Annotated in this window: 14 protein-coding genes; 7 read left to right on the forward strand and 7 right to left on the reverse strand. The window is 58.9% G+C overall.

Features of this window, described 5'->3' with window-relative positions; all coding sequences use genetic code 11:
* Position 1: 1 nt before the first annotated feature.
* Entirely contained in the window at positions 2-802 is an 801-nt protein-coding gene (locus CQ019_RS12810; protein ID WP_105569863.1) for a purine-nucleoside phosphorylase, read from the reverse strand.
* 114 nt (positions 803-916) lie between these two features.
* Here CQ019_RS12810 and CQ019_RS12815 point away from each other — a divergent pair, with 114 nt between their 5' ends.
* The 3 genes from CQ019_RS12815 (at position 917) to CQ019_RS12825 (ending at position 5,031) form a co-directional block, all read left to right on the forward strand.
* Entirely contained in the window at positions 917-2,329 is a 1,413-nt protein-coding gene (locus tag CQ019_RS12815) for an NAD(P)H-quinone dehydrogenase (RefSeq protein ID WP_105569864.1), read from the forward strand.
* Between the two features lie 377 nt (positions 2,330-2,706).
* The gene (locus tag CQ019_RS12820; RefSeq protein ID WP_105569865.1) at positions 2,707-4,095 is read left to right on the forward strand and encodes an MFS transporter; all 1,389 of its coding nucleotides are present in this window, start codon (positions 2,707-2,709) and stop codon (positions 4,093-4,095) included.
* A 183-nt stretch (positions 4,096-4,278) separates the two neighbouring features.
* The gene (locus CQ019_RS12825) at positions 4,279-5,031 is read left to right on the forward strand and encodes an SDR family oxidoreductase (protein WP_105569866.1); all 753 of its coding nucleotides are present in this window, start codon (positions 4,279-4,281) and stop codon (positions 5,029-5,031) included.
* Between the two features lie 78 nt (positions 5,032-5,109).
* Here CQ019_RS12825 and CQ019_RS12830 read toward each other — a convergent pair whose 3' ends face one another.
* The 6 genes from CQ019_RS12830 to CQ019_RS12855 are packed head-to-tail and all read right to left on the reverse strand — an operon-like array spanning position 5,110 to position 15,070.
* Positions 5,110-8,304, reverse strand: a complete 3,195-nt coding sequence (locus CQ019_RS12830) for a type I restriction endonuclease subunit R (protein ID WP_219844261.1) — start codon at positions 8,302-8,304, stop codon at positions 5,110-5,112.
* Positions 8,305-8,326: 22 nt separating this feature from the next.
* Positions 8,327-9,433 (reverse strand): YhcG family protein, encoded by a 1,107-nt coding sequence (locus CQ019_RS12835; protein WP_105569868.1) that lies wholly within the window; start codon positions 9,431-9,433, stop codon positions 8,327-8,329.
* A gap of 47 nt (positions 9,434-9,480) precedes the next feature.
* Entirely contained in the window at positions 9,481-10,194 is a 714-nt protein-coding gene (locus CQ019_RS18300; protein ID WP_146113372.1) for a hypothetical protein, read from the reverse strand.
* A 29-nt stretch (positions 10,195-10,223) separates the two neighbouring features.
* Entirely contained in the window at positions 10,224-11,429 is a 1,206-nt protein-coding gene (locus CQ019_RS12845) for a restriction endonuclease subunit S (protein ID WP_181148480.1), read from the reverse strand.
* A complete protein-coding gene (locus CQ019_RS12850; RefSeq protein WP_105569871.1) occupies positions 11,416-13,044 on the reverse strand; it encodes a class I SAM-dependent DNA methyltransferase in 1,629 nt (542 codons plus the stop codon). The genes CQ019_RS12845 and CQ019_RS12850 overlap by 14 nt, the downstream gene beginning before the upstream one ends.
* Positions 13,031-15,070: a hypothetical protein gene (locus CQ019_RS12855; RefSeq protein WP_105569872.1), complete on the reverse strand. Its 2,040-nt coding sequence runs from the start codon at positions 15,068-15,070 to the stop codon at positions 13,031-13,033. The genes CQ019_RS12850 and CQ019_RS12855 overlap by 14 nt, the downstream gene beginning before the upstream one ends.
* Positions 15,071-15,302: 232 nt before the next feature.
* Between CQ019_RS12855 and CQ019_RS12860 the strand changes: the two genes are divergently transcribed.
* The 4 genes from CQ019_RS12860 to CQ019_RS12875 are packed head-to-tail and all read left to right on the forward strand — an operon-like array spanning position 15,303 to position 17,545.
* The gene (locus CQ019_RS12860) at positions 15,303-15,773 is read left to right on the forward strand and encodes a hypothetical protein (RefSeq protein WP_105569873.1); all 471 of its coding nucleotides are present in this window, start codon (positions 15,303-15,305) and stop codon (positions 15,771-15,773) included.
* Between the two features lie 2 nt (positions 15,774-15,775).
* Complete coding sequence (locus tag CQ019_RS12865) at positions 15,776-16,423, forward strand: DUF3552 domain-containing protein (protein ID WP_105569874.1); 648 nt, start codon at positions 15,776-15,778, stop codon at positions 16,421-16,423.
* 52 nt (positions 16,424-16,475) lie between these two features.
* A complete protein-coding gene (locus CQ019_RS12870) occupies positions 16,476-17,255 on the forward strand; it encodes a TM2 domain-containing protein (RefSeq protein WP_258133970.1) in 780 nt (259 codons plus the stop codon).
* Positions 17,256-17,266: 11 nt separating this feature from the next.
* Complete coding sequence (locus tag CQ019_RS12875; protein WP_105569876.1) at positions 17,267-17,545, forward strand: hypothetical protein; 279 nt, start codon at positions 17,267-17,269, stop codon at positions 17,543-17,545.
* Positions 17,546-17,622: the final 77 nt, after the last annotated feature.

Below are 17,622 nucleotides of genomic sequence, written 5' to 3' on the forward strand. Positions count from 1 at the left end.
CCTAGAGCCGGGCGATGATCTGCGCCAGAAGTTTCGAGATGCGCGGGCCGGCAGCCTGGCCGGCTTCGATGACCTCTTCGTGACTCAATGGAATCGGGCTGATGCCGGCGGCCAGGTTGGTCACCAGCGAGATGCCGAAGATTTCCATTCCCGCATGGCGGGCGGCGATGGCTTCCAGCGCGGTGGACATGCCCACCAGATCGGCGCCGATGGTTTTGGCGTACCGCACCTCGGCCGGGGTCTCGTAGTGCGGGCCGGTGAACTGAGCGTATACGCCTTCGTCCAGGGTCGGGTCGACCTCACGGGCCACCTCGCGCAGGCGCGAGGAGTAGAGGTCCGTCAGATCCACGAAGGTGGCCCCTTCCAATGGGGACGTGGCGGTGAGGTTGAGGTGATCCGAGATCAGCACCGGGGTGCCCGGAGTCCATGCTGGATTCAGCCCGCCGCAGCCATTGGTCAGCACCACCTGGGTGCAGCCGGCGGCGGCTGCGGTGCGGATGGGGTGCACTACCGAACGGACGCCGCGCCCCTCGTAATAGTGGGTGCGCGCGCCAAGGACCAGCACGCGCTTGCCGGTTTCGGTCAGGATCGAGGAAATGCTGCCGCGGTGGCCGGGTACGGCCGGGGCATGGAACCCGGGGATGTTGGCGGCATCCAGGGTGTGGGTGGTCTCGCCGATCAGCTCGGCGGCCTGGCCCCAACCGGAGCCTAGGACCAGAGCGATGTCGTGCTTTTCGACGTTCGTCTGCTCGGCAATTACCTGGGCGGCCTGTGCCGCCAACGCCTGTGGGTCGTTTTGCATATCATTCACGTGAAATACGCTACCGGTAGGTAGCCCCTTTGTCAGGTGGCAACCGTGGCAACAGGGCGAAATTCACTCGATCGTGATGTGCGCAAATCCGGTGCATGGTGAACAATGGGAAAGGTGAGCGCAGATCGTAGGAATAAAGCAACCCGTTTAGTAATCCTTGGTGGCGGACCAGGTGGCTATGAAGCTGCCATGGGAGCCGCCCAGCTAGGTGCCAATGTCACCGTTGTAGAGCGCGCCGGGATGGGTGGTTCGGCGGTCCTCACGGACGTCGTGCCGTCCAAAACCCTCATCGCTACCGCTGACGCGGTACGCCGGGTGCAGCATGCGGAAACCTTTGGTGTCAACATCGAGGGCATCAACGATGCGCAGACCGACTTCTCGGTGGTCAACCACCGTTTGCTGGCTCTGGCCAAGGAGCAGTCCGGGGATATCCGCACCGGTCTGGAGCGCGCCGGGGTGCGTATCGTGATCGGCGAAGGCCGCCTGGTGGACCGCAAGACGGTGGCGGTAAGCCACCCGGACGGTTCCGAGCAGTCGATCGAAGCAGACGCCATATTGCTTGCCGTCGGCGCCCATCCGCGCGAACTTCCTACCGCCAAGCCAGATGGCGAGCGCATCTTCAACTGGACCCAGATTTATAACATGAATGAGGTGCCAGAGCACCTGATCGTTGTCGGCTCCGGTGTCACCGGTGCCGAGTTCGCTTCCGCCTATAATTTGCTTGGCGCCAAGGTGAGCTTGGTCTCCTCGCGTGACCGTGTGCTTCCGGGCGAGGACGCGGACGCCGCGGCCGTGCTTGAGGACGCCTTCAAGGAAAACGGCGTCAATGTCGTTTCCCAGGCTCGCGCCGAAGGGGTGGAGCGCAAGGGGGACAAGGTGTTCGTCACCTTGGCCGATGGCCGAGTGCTCGAAGGCAGCCATTGCCTGGTTGCGGTCGGCGGCATCCCGAATACCGAAGGCCTCGGTCTGGAGGAAGCCGGCGTTCAGCTCAGCGATTCGGGCCACATCAAGGTGGATGGCGTTTCGCGCACCACCGTCACCAACGTCTACGCGGCTGGCGACTGCACCGGTGTCTTCGCGCTGGCTTCGGTGGCCGCGATGCAGGGCCGCATCGCGGTTGCTCACCTGCTTGGCGACTCGGTGAAGCCGATCGATCTGGATTTGGTCTCCTCGAACGTTTTCACCTCCCCGGAAATCGCCACCGTCGGTGTCTCGCAGCGTGCGGTCGCCGAGGGCAAGTACCAAGCGAACATCATCAAGATTGATCTGAACACGAACGCTCGGGCAAAAATGATGAACGTCGAACAGGGCTTCGTGAAGATCGTTGCGCGCAAGGGCTCGGGCACCGTTATCGGTGGCGTCGTCGTCGCACCGCGGGCCAGTGAATTGATCTTCTCCTTGGCGCTTGCGGTGCAGAACAACCTGCACGTGGATGATGTAGCCGAAACCTTCTCGGTCTACCCATCGCTCTCCGGTTCGTTGGCCGAAGCCGCCCGCCGTTTGCACCGTCACATCTAGTTCTATCGCTGCATAAGCCGGGCGTTCCTGAGCAATATTCGGGAATGCCCGGCTTTTTCGCGCTGCCACGGCGAGTCGAAGCCAGCGCCAGTCGGTGCGCACGGCCACTGCCGCGAAGTTGCGCAGAAATATATTCTCGTGCGGCACTTCACAACCGGATTGCCTTTTGGTAAGTGGCATGAGCTGCGTCCACCTGCCGCGTCTCACTATTCGGGAGCGCATTTCGCGCAAGTCAGGGGCCAATAATGGTACAGATGGGTGTTGAATAATAAATGTGTCCAAATATTGGACACAAATATCCACATACTGGTCGTTTCGGCTTACCATTATGAAGTCATAAACGAGCCTTTACTCGCACTTCAGAAGGAGCCGCCGCCATGTCGCAGGCTAACCAGACAGTAGCGCCAAAGGAAAACACCCGTGGGCGTGTGCTGTTCGCCAGCATGATTGGCACCACGGTCGAGTTCTTCGACTTCTATGCCTACGCCACCGCGTCGGTATTGGTTTTCCCAACGCTGTTCTTCCCCAACGCCACGGCGATCAACGCCATCCTGTCCTCTTTCGCCATTTTTGGTGTCGCATTCATCGCGCGCCCGCTCGGTTCGATCGTCTTCGGCCACTACGGCGACAAGCTAGGACGCAAGGGAACTCTGGTTGCCTCGTTGCTGCTGATGGGTATTGCGACCTTCCTGATGGGCTTCCTACCCGCCGCGCAAGGCCACTGGACGGTGCTTGCGCCCACTGCGCTGGTGATCCTGCGCTTCGCACAGGGCCTGGCCTTGGGCGGCGAGTGGTCCGGTGCCGCATTGCTTGCCACCGAAAACGCTCCGAAGAACAAGCGCGCCATCTACGGAACCTTCCCGCAGCTCGGCGCACCGGTTGGCTTCATCCTGGCTAACCTGATGTTCGTGGTCCTGCAGACCACGCTGACCGCCGAGCAGTTCTTGGCCTGGGGTTGGCGCGTTCCGTTCTACTTCTCCGCGGTGATGGTCATCATTGGCCTGTGGGTGCGCCTGAAGCTCGTGGAATCGTTGTCCTTCCAGAAGGTGCTCAACGAGAAGAAAGTGGTGAAGTCCCCATTCTCGGTGACCATGAAGAACCACTGGCGACCAACCTTGGCCGGTACCTTCATCATGCTTGCCACCTATGTGCTCTTCTACCTGATGACCTCGTTCACGCTGACCTACGGCACCACCGCGGCAACGATTGAACAGGGACAGGCCGCCGCCGATGCCGCAGGAAAGACCTTTAGCGCCGAAGGGTTCGTCCCGGGTCTGGGTATCGAACGCCCAACCTTCTTGACCATGCTCATCATCGGCGTCGTATTCTTCGGTATCTTCACCGTGGTCTCCGGGCCACTGGCCGAGAAGTTCGGCCGCCGCAAGTTCCTGATCTGGGTTACCAGCGGAATCTTGGTCTTCGGCTTGGCCTGGACCCTGTTCTTCGGTCCGGGGCAGGGCGCGGCGATGGCCGGTCTGGTCATCGGTTTCACGCTCATGGGCCTGACCTTCGGTCCGATGGCTTCTTTCCTGCCTGAGCTGTTCCCTTCAAACGTGCGCTACACCGGTTCGGCAGTTGCCTACAACATGTCTTCGGTGATCGGTGCGGCTCCGGCTTCGTTCGTGGCCATCGCATTGTGGAGCGCCGGCAAGGGCAACACGATGGGCGTCGGAATCTACCTGGCCATCGCCGCGGTGCTGACGCTCTTTGCGCTCTTCCTGACCCGCGAGACCAAGGACGTGGACATGGAGGAATTCGTCGAGTAGCCTCGGTCGCCGAATGTTTTCGAAGGTGCGCAGGGAATTCCGCCAGGAAATTCCCTGCGCACCTTCTTTTGCTTTTGGCGGTTCAAAACGGCTGAGCTTGTCGTAGAGTCGGAATGGAAAGAGACGAGCTAGTGCTCATGGTGAGCCTGCTGACGTGGCAGGCATCCGAGATAGGGAAAGCCCATGAAGATTGCTATTGCAGGTGGAACCGGAACTATCGGCCGTCACGTGGTGGCCGCGGTTGAAATGGCCGGTCACCAGCCGCTGATCCTGACCCGAAAAACGGGCATGGACCTGCTGACCGGCCGCGGCCTGGCCCAAGCCCTGGCAGGGGTGGGCGCGGTTATCGACGTTACGAGCACCACAAGCATGCGCACCAGCACGGCGGTGGAATTCTTCACAAAGGTCACCGAAAACCTGCTGGCCGCCGGTCGGGCGGTGGGCAGCGCCAATCATGTGGCCCTGTCGATCATTGGCGCTTTGGCGGTGGACGCCCAATATTATGCGGGCAAGGCAGCTCAGGAGCGTTTGCTGATGGCGCAGCCCGGCGGATATACCCTGCTGCGCACCTCCCAATTCCACGAGTTCGCCGGTCAAATGCAAGGCCGTTTGGGCCTTGGCCCGGCGCAATTTGCTCCGGCTATGCGTTCGCAGCCGATCGCGGCGGCCGAGGTCGCCGCCGAATTGGTGAAGCTTGCGGTGGCCCAGCCGCAAGGCGTGGTGGCAGATCTCGCCGGTCCGCGCGAAGAGCGGATGGTGGATCTGGTTCGCGCCTATCTCAAACACGCCACCGGAAGGGCCAAGCGCGTGATGGAAATACCCATTCCCGGGCCAATGGGCCGTGCCATGCGCAATGGCACATTGCTGCCCGGAACCGGCGCGCGGCTGGGCTCCCAGACCTTTGCCGATTGGCTGCAGGAACAGCAAAGGCAGTAAGAGCCCGTTTGCGGTTTCGCGGAGCCGGCAAGCAGCCGGGAATGCAGGGAAGCAACGCAGGAAGGCCAGCAAGAGGTATCAGTGCACCCTGGCGCGGACGTTCTCGCGCAGGGCCATGGTTTCCATCTGCTCGATCACGAGCTTGATGGCCTCGGGCTGCTGGTCTGGCGGGTAGCCGTTGATCACCAGCAGCCGTTTGACTTGGGAACGCAATTTGGCGCGTACATCTTCGCGTACGGTCCAATCGGTTTTCGCATCCCTTTTCATCATGGCGACGAGCTGGCGGGCGATCTCGGCAAGGATTCCCGGACCTTGCAGATCGACCGCGGACTCATTCTGGCTGATGGCATCGTAGAACGCCAGTTCCTTGTAGTCCAACGGCGGCTCGAAGCGTTCGCCACGGCTGGCCTCATCGGTGATTTCGTCGGCCATCTCCAGCAGCTCTGCGATGATTTCCGCGCTGGTGAGTTGCTGATTCGTGTATTTGCGCATCAGTTCGGTGATGCGCTGCGAAAAGGCGCGCTGGCGAATCATGTTGTGCGCGGTGACGTTGATGGATTCCTCGGCTACCAATTTACGCAGTGCCTCGATGGCCAGATGCTGGTTCTTGGCCTTCTTCGCCTTCGCAACAAATTCCGGGGTGAGCTGGCCTAAGCTGGGCTTGGGCATCCCGGCGGCTTCGTAGATGTCTAAGACCTCACCGGTGACATCGGTGGACCGGGCAATGAGGTTCCCCAGCAGCGTCTGGATCTCGCTTGGAATCGGGCGTCCGTTGGCGCGGCGCTCCTGCGCATCGAATTTCGCCATCCAGACACGTACTTCCTCGAAGAACTGCACATCTGCGCGCAGCTCATCCACCGCGCCGGAGGCGGAGCACAGCGACCAGGCGCGCGCCAAGGCCGAGGATGCGATGCGATAGGTTGCCCCGAGGCTGGCTTCGCCTTCGGCTGGCTGATTGCCTGGAGTCAGCGGATCGCGCAGGTAGTTCACCGTGCTGTGCACCGCGCCGAGCCAGGAACGGGCCGAAGGCCCGCTGCGCAGCAACCGCCAGTCGATACCGGCGAGCATCTTTTCGATCTGGGCGATCAGCTGCTTGGTGAGGACCGCCAGTTCCTCGACGTTGCGGCCCACGGGTTTGCGTTTCTGGTCAGTGGAGGAGTATTCCTGCAAAGCCGCCGCCAGATTATCGGCCAACGGGGCGAAGGCCACCAGCAACCCGTCTTGTTTGCCGCGGAAGGTGCGGTTCACGCGGGCCAGGGTCTGCATAAGCAGGGCGCCCTTGAGCGGGCGGTCCAGGTACAGGGTATGCAAGGCCGGGGCATCAAAGCCGGTGAGCATCATGTCCTTGACGATGACCAATTCCAGTTCGTCCTCGGGGTTCTTCACCCGGGCCTTGACGATATTGTTCAGCGAGTCGCGGCGGACATGCGTGGACACCGGCGGCACATCCGTGGCATCCCCGGAATAAACCACCTTGATTTTGCCGGCGGTCAACTCATCGCTATGCCAGTCCGGGCGCAGCCTGATGACCGCGGCGTAGAGGTTTGCGCAGATTTCCCGGGTTCCGCCAACGATCATGGCCTTGCCATAGGTGGGTTTTCCCTCCGGCTCGGCGATGAACCCGGACATGGTTGCCCGACGCTCCTCCCAGTGATCCACGATTTCCTTGGCGAGCATCTCGATGCGCTCAGGGGCGCCGTAGACCGCATTGACCACGGCCACCGATTGCTCGATCTTGACTCGTTCGGTGTCGTCCAGCCCGACGGTGGCCTCATCCGCCGCGTTGTCGATGTCCTCTTCGCTCAATTCCTCCGAGCGCTGCACCTTGATCAGCCGCGGCTCGAAGTACACCGGAACGGTAGCCCCGTCGTCCACGGCCCGGGACAGGTCGTAGATGTCGATGTAGTCGCCGAACACGTCGCGGGTGTTGCGGTCTTCAAAGGAAATCGGGGTGCCGGTGAAGGCAATGAGCGTGGCACCGGGCAGCGCATCGCGCAGGTGGCGGGCATAACCATCCAGATCGTCGTAGTGGCTGCGGTGGGCCTCATCCACCATGACGATGATGTTCTTGCGGTCCGACAGCAATGGATGGCTTTGGCCGGTTTCGCGTTCGCGCTTGGTCTTGCCGAATTTCTGCAAGGTGGTGAAATAGATGCCCCCGGTCACCCGATTGGACAGTTCTGCGCGCAGGTCGCTGCGCCGTTGGATCTGCATGGGAGTGTCCGGGAGCAGCAGCGAGCGCTCGAACCCGGCGAAGAGCTGGCCGTCCAATTCGTTCCGGTCGGTGATCACCACGATGGTCGGATTCTTCAGCTGAGCGTGCCGCATCACCCGGTTGGCGTAGAGCTCCATTTCCATGGACTTGCCCGAGCCCTGGGTATGCCAGACCACCCCGGCCTTGCCGGTGGACTTCACCGCTGTGATGGTCGAGCCTACGGCCTTGGCCACGGCAAAGTACTGGTGCGGCTTGGCGATGCGCTTTTGCAGCTCCTCGCCGCCGTCGAAGGCGGTGTACCAGAAGAGCAGCTGGAGGAAGCGGGACGGATTGTAAAGCCCGGACAGGGCAGTTTCCAGTGGCAGCGGCGCTTCACCGCTAAGGTCATGGCCGGTTTCCACCGGCACCCCGTCATCATCGACCTTCCATGGAGAAAAATGGTTCAGCGGGGTAAATGGGGTGCCGTACCGTGCATCCAGTCCGTCGGAGGCGAGCGTGAACACGCAGAAGCGGAAAGCCAACGGGAACTCGCGCAGATAGGTTTGCAGCTGGGCGTGGGCAGTGGCCACGGTGGCGGAGACCGCACCGGCCTTCTTCAGCTCGACGATGCTCACGGGCATGCCGTTGCAGTAGAGCACTACGTCGAAGCGGCGCTCGTATTCGCCCTGCACGAGGCGGACCTGGTTGACGGCCAACCAATGGTTGTCCGTTTCCTCCATGCCCATCAGGCGCAGGGTCGGGTTTTGTTCGGTCCCGTCCGTATCGTAGTAGGACAGCCGATAGCCTTCGGTGAACATCCGGTGGACCCGGTAGTTCTCCGCAATGGCATCTTGGGATTTGGGAGCGATGATTTCAGCCAAGGCTTGCTGCAGATATTGGTCCGGCACTCCAGGATTCAACCGACGCAAGGCGGCGAGCAGGCGCGGCTTGATCAGCAGTTCATCCCAGGAGTCGCGCTCGCCGGTGCCAGGGGCAATGTACTTGCCGTGTTTGGGTTCCCAGCCTTCTTCGCCGAGCCGTTCGAGAGTGATACCTTCCCAGACATCCTCGTTGTTCATCGAATTCATGAGGGATCCTTTCCTAGGACTGCTGATCTAGCTGATGGGCATCTTCGAGTTCTGATTCGAGCTCTTCGATGGTTGGAAGTCCTGTGGCGAGCTCCGCCGGCAGGGAGTCCTTGATTTCGGTGGCCCACTCGGCGACGCCGATGGGGGATTTGAACCCACGCAACGCGTATTCGGCCACGACTTCGTTTTTCGTCTTGCACAAGAGCAGTCCGATGGTGGGTTCATCGTCTGGCTGGGCGAGAAGGTCGTCTACCGCGCTCATGTACATGCCCAATTGCCCGAGGTGGCCCGGTTCGAATTTGGTGACTTTCAATTCGATGACGACGAAGCGGCGGAGCTTGAAGTTGTAGAAAAGCAGGTCCGGGAAGAACTCGTCTCCGGCGATATTCAGTCTCATTTGCCGGCCGACAAAGGCGAATCCACGGCCAAGTTCGAGCAGGAAATGCTCGACATGCTTGATGAGCTGGTTCTCGAGGTCCCGCTCGTTGCGTTGGTTGCCCAGCGACAGAAAATCAAAGATATATGGGTCTTTGATGGACTCTTGGGCCAGAGTGGCAGCCGATTCGGGAAGCCTGTCGTGGAAATTGGTTACTGCTTTACCGGAACGTTCATGCAGGTGAGTCGCGATCTCGTGGACGAGGGAGTTACGGGACCAGCCCTCTTCGATAGCTCGCGATGCATACCAGAGCCGAGCCTCGGAATTATCAAGCTTCTCTAGCAAAGCGATGTGGTGGTACCAAGGTAATGTTGCAAGCGGCGCTTGCAACATTACTGAGCCCGGCCATGCCTCGGCTAGCGATTTCATGTACCGGAGATTTCGCGGAGAGTACCCTCGCGCGTCAGGAAACCGTTCCTTCAAGTCAGAAGATAAGCGCGTCACTACACGTGCGCCCCAGCCTTCCTCGGTTTCTCGGGCGAGGAGCTCGGCGCCAATTCCCCAGTAGGTGTGGATTAATCCCTGATTTACGGCGGAAATAGTACGAGCTTGACCAGTCTCGATACGCGTGGAGACAGCCGTCAGGAGGTCGATGTACCATTGCGGAACGGAGGATCGTGCTGGGGCATTCGAGAACCCGATTTTACTCAGTCTGCTGGAATCCCTGGGCTGAGATTCATGCATGATAGAACTCCGTTCAACAAGTTGGGGCGGGTTACTGTCTCGTTTTGCTATCCTGCTTCTTCAATGAGGATTGGGCGGGCCAAAATGATGCGCCGTTCATTAACGTCTGCAGTATCCAATACGGCCGCAGTTAGCCGAGCGGAAGGGAGACGGATTTGCCGATCCCAAGTGCGGCGTGAACGTTCAGTCTCCTGCATGGCAAAAACTGCACGATCACCGCTTTCGATCCATACAGCCATCATTGCGGAGACATCGGCAGCAACTTCTGGTGAGTTGAGCTCAAGTTCCGTCCGCACTATTTCGGCAAGGATTGATGGATCAGAAGGGTATCCGCGTGTTGTGCGTAGCTGCTCCTTGGTCCAACCCCGAACCCAGCCACCATGGGCGACATTGTCAGGCGAACCCACAAGAATTAGATCCGTTTCTTGCTCTCGGAACGGTTGTTGTGGAGGTGTATTCGAATGTCCCCACATGACGCTTGCCTCGCCATAAGTACTGTTCCCGAATAATCCAAATGGCATAACGCCGATGCATAGATTGGTAACGTAAGTATCTAGTAATGAGCCTTCGAATACTTCCCAAGGGTCTTTTCGAATTTGGCGATTCTTTCGTCGTGCCACTTTGAGAGCCATATCGACGCGTTCAGCCGACGAGAGTACTTCGCTATGTTCGATGTTTCGTTCGGCGCTGAAAAATCGCGATAAACCAACTTTCCATCCGCGAGTGCGAGACAGTATATGCCCATCGTGCACGTGATCCATGAGCGCTCGCTCCGAGAAATAGTGCATGGCTAAGCGCCTGCCTGCTGAGCGATATGTTCAGCATCTCTGACACTAAGTTTTCCGGACATGAGCTGCGGGAGGAGCGTATCCCGTGTTAGCTGCAGGAGCTCGTTTTCGGCCAAGAATCCAGCGATGGTATTTTCAATTGCGCCGACCTTTGATTCAATTTCTGATGCAATATCTTCACGCACCGTAGGGACTAGAATCCCATGCAACTGAGACTTGTTTATGGAACCAAAAACGGTCCCTTCTGCTTCGTACGGTGCCCAAACCGAACTTTCATGTCGAAGCAGGTGGAACAAGGTAGCCTGACGGCCAAATTTGTGTCTAACCGCTGAAAGTCCGCGACCTATGCAAACCTCATCTTGAGAGAAATTCACTTCCCCAACAGGGGCACGTACGCTCAACAGTATGTCGCCCTTTTGCGCAAGTCGTAATGCGTTAGTTGTGCTAACGCGACGCGATGGGAAACGCATGCCGAAATCGCGGACCCCTTGGAAAAACGCTATGCCCTCGCTATTTTCATTCAGGTCTGATCCTTTAGGAGAGGTACCCATGACAATGTTCGCGGCTTCATCGAGTCGTTGAGTCAATGACGTGACTGTCATTCGAACCATAGTTTTGGCTAAGTCGTCTGCAGTATCAGCGAGTTTTGTATTTGCCGCGATCTTGTCGTCGAGCGCGCCGAGAACTTCAGCGATGGCTTGTTGAGTGCCGATTAAAGGTAGAGGCACTAAATGCGAAGCGGCAAAATCGGTGTATTGGAATCGAGCAACGCCAGTATGCTGAACTTGGTACTGCTCAATTTCACCGGAGAGATACATCGACTGTAGATACCAGTAGAGGTATCTAGGGTCAACGATTTCACTATTCGCACGCATAAATCGGGCGAAGCTGGCGCATGTGACTGGACTGCTGAACCCTGCTTGAACTCGTTCCGAAAAGATCATGGTGCGCCCGGTTGGCCGACCAGGTGAGCCCCCTGCTGTTTCTATTAGAATGTCACCTGGCTCCAAGGTTCTACGCTGTACGTTTTTCTGATTCAAGAAGCGGACAGGGACTTTTCGCGTATCTCCAACGGAGACATCATGGAAATCAGTAGCACGAATTACTTGGTACTTTTCATAGCCATCCTGCTCCTCTGCTTTCCCCCAATCGCCATCCTTTGTTGTTATCAGGAGGTCTTTGAGGAGAATTCTACTAGTCTTGTGCATTCTGAACTCTTCCCAACTGCTGGCGAACAATTTGATCCAGTCGCGACGACTCATCCAACTGATCGAAGAGTCCCTTCTTCAACCGTTCTATCTTCTCTTCGATTGGTTCACCGTCGTCTTCGACTTCAGCGGCCCCGACGTAGCGTCCCGGGGTAAGGGCGTATCCCGCATCCTTAATTTCCTGAACTGTGGCCGAGTAGCAGAATCCCGGAACGTCTTCGTAGGCCCCTTCGGCAGATTCCTTGCCACGCCACGTATGGAAGGTATTGGCAATCGTTGAAATATCTTCATCGCTGAGTGCTCGTTCGGCGCGGTCAACCATGTGCCCCATACTGCGGGCGTCGATGAACAGCGTTTGCCCCGAGCGGTCCGTGGAGCCACCTACGCTGGCAGTTTTGTCTTTCGCGAAGAACCAGATGCAAACGGGGATGCCGGTGGAGCGGAAGAGCTGGGTTGGCAGGGCCACCATGCAGGAGACCACATCGTTCTCCACCAGCTTGGCGCGGATGTCTCCCTCGCCACCGGAGTTCGAGGACATGGAGCCATTGGCCATAACCACGCCGGCGGATCCGCCGGGTGCAAGTTTGGACAGGATGTGCTGGATCCACGCATAGTTGGCGTTGCCGGTGGGCGGAACACCGTAGGCCCAGCGGGGGTCTTCCTCGTTCCTCGCCCAGTCCTTGATATTGAATGGTGGATTGGCCATGATGTAGTCGGCTTTCATCTCCGGGTGGAGATCGCGGCCGAAGGTGTCTCCCCAACGGGGGCCCAAATTCGCATTTAGGCCGTGAATGGCCAGGTTCATCTTGGCCATGCGCCAGGTGCGCTCATTGAGCTCCTGGCCGTAGACGGAGATCGCCGTGCGATCCTCATTGTGGGATTCAAGGAATTTCTCAGTCTGGACGAACATGCCGCCCGAGCCGCACGCTGGGTCGTAGACGCGGCCGCTCTGGGGTTCAAGCACTTCAACCAGGACTCGCACCACGCCTGCTGGCGTGTAGAACTCGCCGCCTCGTTTGCCTTCGGCACGGGCGAACTTCTCCAGGAAGTATTCGTAGACTTCGCCGAGCAGGTCGCGGGCACGCGTTGACCCTTCACCAGTGAACCGCGCACTGTTAAACATGTCGATCAGTTCACCCAAGCGGCGTTGGTCTACGCTGTCGCGGTTGAAAATGCGCGGTAGGGTGCCGGCCAGCGTTGGGTTGGCTGTCATCAATTCATCCATGGCGGTGTCCACAAGCTCACCGATGTTCTTCGGAGCATTTCCGTCAACCGCGGACAGGCCCTTGGCATTCACAGCCAGGTGGGACCAGCGAGCGGCATCTGGAACAAAGAATGCGCCATGTCCGGTGTACTCGTCCGGATCATCGATCAGCAGGGCGATCTGGGCCTCGGCCAGGCCGCTGTCCGTCAATTCGGCGCGGATCTGTTGACGCCGCTCTTCGAAGGCATCCGAGACGTATTTCAGGAAGACCAGACCAAGGATGACGTCCTTGTACTGCGAGGCATCCATGGATCCGCGAAGCTTATCCGCAGCTTTCCACAAGGTGTCTTTGAGTTCCTTCATAGTTGAAGGAAGCGCGGCTTGGGCCGCTGACTTTTTACGGGGTGGCATTGCTGCCTTCCTTTCGCTGGGTCCTGCGATCAATCATGTCAATTTTTTGGTCAATAACCATATTGGTTAATGAGTTTTCAAGCGCGTTAATCGTTTCTATTCTTTTTTGCGCGATCTTTTGCTCATTTTTCAGAAACTCCAAAGCTCGAACCAGCAGGTCTTTTTTGTCTTCGGGACAGATCCGGATATGCGTTCTCGGCCATTGCTTCAGCTGCTGGCGGTTAAGCGCTTCGACTATGAGGTCAGGGATCAGCCCACTGGAATTGTCCGCGGTAATTCGCAATGCCTTTGCCGGGAATCGCACCACTCGTGAGCCTTCGCGATCTACGACCGCCCGGACTTCGCCGGTTGTGCTGAAGACAATGTCGCCGGGTTCGGTCAGTTGGCTGTTCCCATAGCCGTTGGCCAATGCGAAGTGGGAAATAGTTGCATCCGTTTTGGCACTGGGTAGCAAGCTTGCCTCCCAGATGCCGATGCCAGAACGTACTGAGTCGTCGACATCACCTGGAGCAAATCTGGTGCCCGGCAGATGCTTCAAAGCACCGGACTCAAGCAGCTCACCGATGGTTGGTTCATGTCCGCGCTTGAAGTCCAGTCGAGTTTCCAATGCAGAAAATTCGAAAGGAAAACCGGGGCGGGCTTCGTTGGTTTCCTGCACTACATCGGCAAGAGCCTCCAACTCGGTGACGGCTCGGGCGGACGTTGCGTAGTCGGTGTAGATCTCCCGCTCCATGCGTGGTGCGGGAATCAGTCCTCCGGATGCAGCGACCAACGTGGGAAGTGGCATCCAGCGTGAGTGGATTACGGCCACTGGTCTCTTGCTGGTCATATTCCGTAGACCAAACGCCACCTGCGCGCCAAAATCCGCATTGAGCAACTGCGTCAACGTCCGTAGGCTCAGATCCGAGACGAGCATGCGTGCCGGACTCTCTCCGGTGCTTGGCAGTTCCGGCCCAAGAATCCACAAGGCCATGCGCTGCCGTGGCCTCGCGGCCCTTACGCCAGATGGGAGGGAAACGATCACGTGAACACGCCGACTGCGCAGGATCGTTGAGCGGATCGAGTCCAGCTCCTTGTCTTCCAGCCGGTCGCTGAGAATCGATGCTGGTCCAACGATCAGTGCTCTGTCCTGGCGGTCGAGGCTGAGGGCAAGCTCATCGATTTGGGAAAGCAAGGCACTTGCCGGGGCATCCGGGGCCTCGGGGGATGGCAGTTGGGCCAGATATGTTGCCTGTCCGTCCGTATGGACTGAGTCCAAGATGACATTGTCCTTACCGGCGGCAACGGCTACCACTCGACGCATGGCCATTCGCGCCAGTGCCGACCGCGCGGCCGTGTCCGATTGCTGCAAGCCAACGGTGAGCGATTCTGTTTCCGGGAGCCGTGCCAGTGTGCTGAGCAGCAGGTCGCTTCCGCCGCGGGTGGCCTCAACTATCGCGCCTTGACCGCGCAGGGCCAAGGCCACGTCGGCGAGGAATGAGAGCGCGTCTTCACTGAGAGCCGTTTGGGATCGCTCCTTCAGGTCATCGGTATTCCGCGCCGAATAGATGGCTTCCAAAGCGTGAGCCGCCGTATATGCGGCGTCAGCGCACATGTCCGCCTTCTTTGCCAGATGCTGCAGGTTCCGTGATTCATGGATTTCCTTGAAAAGGAACTCATCATCCGGATCTTCTTCGTCGGCCAGGTCCACGAGGTCATCGACTGCGTAGGTGCCCAAAGGCTCTCCGACCAGGGTCCTCAAGGCCAACAGCGCGGTCAATGGCTCGATGTCCTGCGGATCAATCTGGATATTTATTCCAGCGTCGGTCCGGACATGTGGGTTGTTCCCTTTGCCAGTCTCTTCCAGCCACGACACCACGTCATGCGAGAAGAAATAGCGCTGTTCGCCGCGAATCACGGCAGGTTCTGGAAATGGTGTGGAGCCGGCGGCATGCCGCTTGATCCACATATTCACGACGGGACGCCTGACCTGAGCCAGGCTCGCAATATCGGACATGCTCATGAGGTCACCGTGTTGATTTTCCATGAACACCTCCTGGAATTGTGGCGCCGATTGTTCCTTTCTCCATCATGTCAGAGTTCCAAGCATTATTCTCATTTTCTTTGATAACCCCCATTATCAGTTTATTTAATGACTCAGAGTTAATGTTCTCCGTAGCGTGGACTCGTCAGCACAAGCTGGCATCCAGTTGGGCCGGGCCAAGTTTGGGGACGCGGTCCGGCCCAACAGATCTCATCACTTTCCAGGAGGTAGCGACATGTCGGAGACAGCCGACCAACCGCCAACTGAAACCAGCGAATTGGAGCAAGCAACGCGCTTGCCGCGACGGTGGATGCTCCCGGCAGCAATTGGGGGAGTTGCCGGTTGCCTCATCGGTGCGCTGGCGGTTGCCGGCATGTCGAACCCTGGACTGTTTGCCGGCGGGCCCGATTTTGCCCAGGTTGCCGAAGAATGCGAAGTTTCCGCGGAAGGCTTTCTCGTGCTGGATGACGGCGAGGCGCTGCAGCTGGACAGCAAAGGCAGTGACGTCTGGGATTCCGGAACGGAGGACTTCGCGCAGATTGCCTGCGTGCTGGCCGGGCTGGAGGTCCCCGGATCGGTGATCAGCAAGATCGACAGCACCCGGGCGCTGGATGGCCGCCAAGACGACAGCTGGGACGGCGTGGCAATTTCCTGGTCCTACCACCCCGACTCCGGGGTGGACATTCTTCTAGAAAAGGAGCGGTAACCATGAATTCCACCGAGCAATCCTCCGGAGCTGATTCTTCGCACGTCAACCGAAAGCGCCGCGGATGGTTCAAACCTTTGCTGGCGCTCGTGGTCCTGCTGGGAACGCTGGCCGTCGGTTTCCTTGTCGGAACCGACAGCATGGATCCGACCCAGAGCGAGGAATACGCCGCTCTGGGGGCCGAGAAGTCCGCCGTGGAAGGCGAACGGGATGCCTTCGAGGAGGCGCGCGACGAGGTGCGGCAAGAACTCGACGAGTACCGGGACGAAACCGAAACCCGGGAAGCCGAGCTGGCTGAGCGCAGCGACGAGCTGGATTCCAGATCCAAGGGGCTCGACGAGCGCAAGGAGGAGCTGGATGAAATCGATGTTGCGCTGACCGAACGCGAGAAAGCCGTCGGCAAGGCCGAGGACGAGAAAGAAGCCAATACCGTCAGCAACGGCGTGTGGACCATTGGCGTGGATATCAAGGCCGGAACCTACAGGTCTGACGCGCCAGTCTCCAGCGACTGCTATTGGGCAGTGCTCAAAACAGGGACCAATGGGGACATCATCGACAATGACATCCCGGGCGGCGGACGTCCTTCGGTCACCGTGGGCAAAGGCCAGGACCTCGAGCTGAGCCGTTGCGGTACCTGGACCAAGCAATAACTGATCATCACTACCTATGACGCAGCTTCTGGCTGCGAGATTGAGGAACATCATGTCCAACCATATTCAGCAGGCTTATGGCGCTCCGGGTTATCCCGGTGACCAGGCGCCAGCAAAATCATTTGTCGCCACCTGGCTCTTGTCCTTGTTCTTCGGGTTCCTCGGAGTGGACCGGTTCTATCTCGGCAAGATCGGTACCGGAGTGCTGAAGCTCTTGACCTTCGGTGGTCTGGGAGTGTGGGTGCTGATCGACTGGATCATCATCCTGACCGGCTCGATGCGCGACAAGTCCGGCAGGTTGCTAGAGGGCTACGCTAAGCACCGGCTCGTTGCGTGGATTGTCACCGCCGCGTTGCTGGTCGTGGGGATGGTGTCAGGCGGTAGCAGTGCCGCAATGCTTGCCAAGACGGCCGCAGACGTGCCGGCGGTGTCGCAGCAGGCAGATCCCAGCTCCGCGGCAGCAGCCCCGGCTGAAGCCGAAGAAGAAGTTGTCGAGGACCCGGTCGGCGAAGCCGTCGAAGAGGCTGCAACCTGGCAAGAAGTGGTCACGCTGGACGGCGGAACCGATAAGTCCAGCTCCACCTTCGAACTGACTGGCGCGGAAGCCCGCATGACGTACTCGTTCGCCGGCGGCGAGGACTTCGCCATCGGTGCCATCTACGTCTTGGAAGAAGGGATCGTGTTGCTCGAAGACGGCGGCATTCCCGAGGTCATGCTCGACGGCCCTGCCGAGGATGAAACTGCACTCCATAAGAGCGCGGGCACATACTACTTGGACGTCAACGCGGCGAACTTCAGCGGGTGGACCGTTACCATCGAAGAGCTGCGGTAGGGACGGGGAGAATGAAATATCTGCTGTCCAAAAAGGCGGAAGTCCTTGTATCTGCCATGTTCCTCACCGGCTGCTTGGCCATTGCCGCCTCCAACATTCTGGACAACATTGACGAAGCCACACGCGGGGCGGAGCCCAACTACCTGATCACCGGAGTCTGGGTACTGGTCGCACTAGTGCAGATAGTGCTCTTCATCATGCACTTGAGCGCCTTGCGCACCTATAAGCGGTACGTTGCACAAACCGGAAAAGCGCAGGAAGCCAAAGCCGGATCGGAGAACTTGGAGTAGTCACCGGCAAGACTCGCACAGGGAAGGGCCAGGGCAGATAGCAAAAGCCGGGCTTGTTTGACCTAGGATTCCAAGGT

Origin of the sequence: Arthrobacter sp. MYb229 (genome assembly GCF_002975405.1) — a bacterium.
GTDB lineage: Bacteria > Actinomycetota > Actinomycetes > Actinomycetales > Micrococcaceae > Glutamicibacter.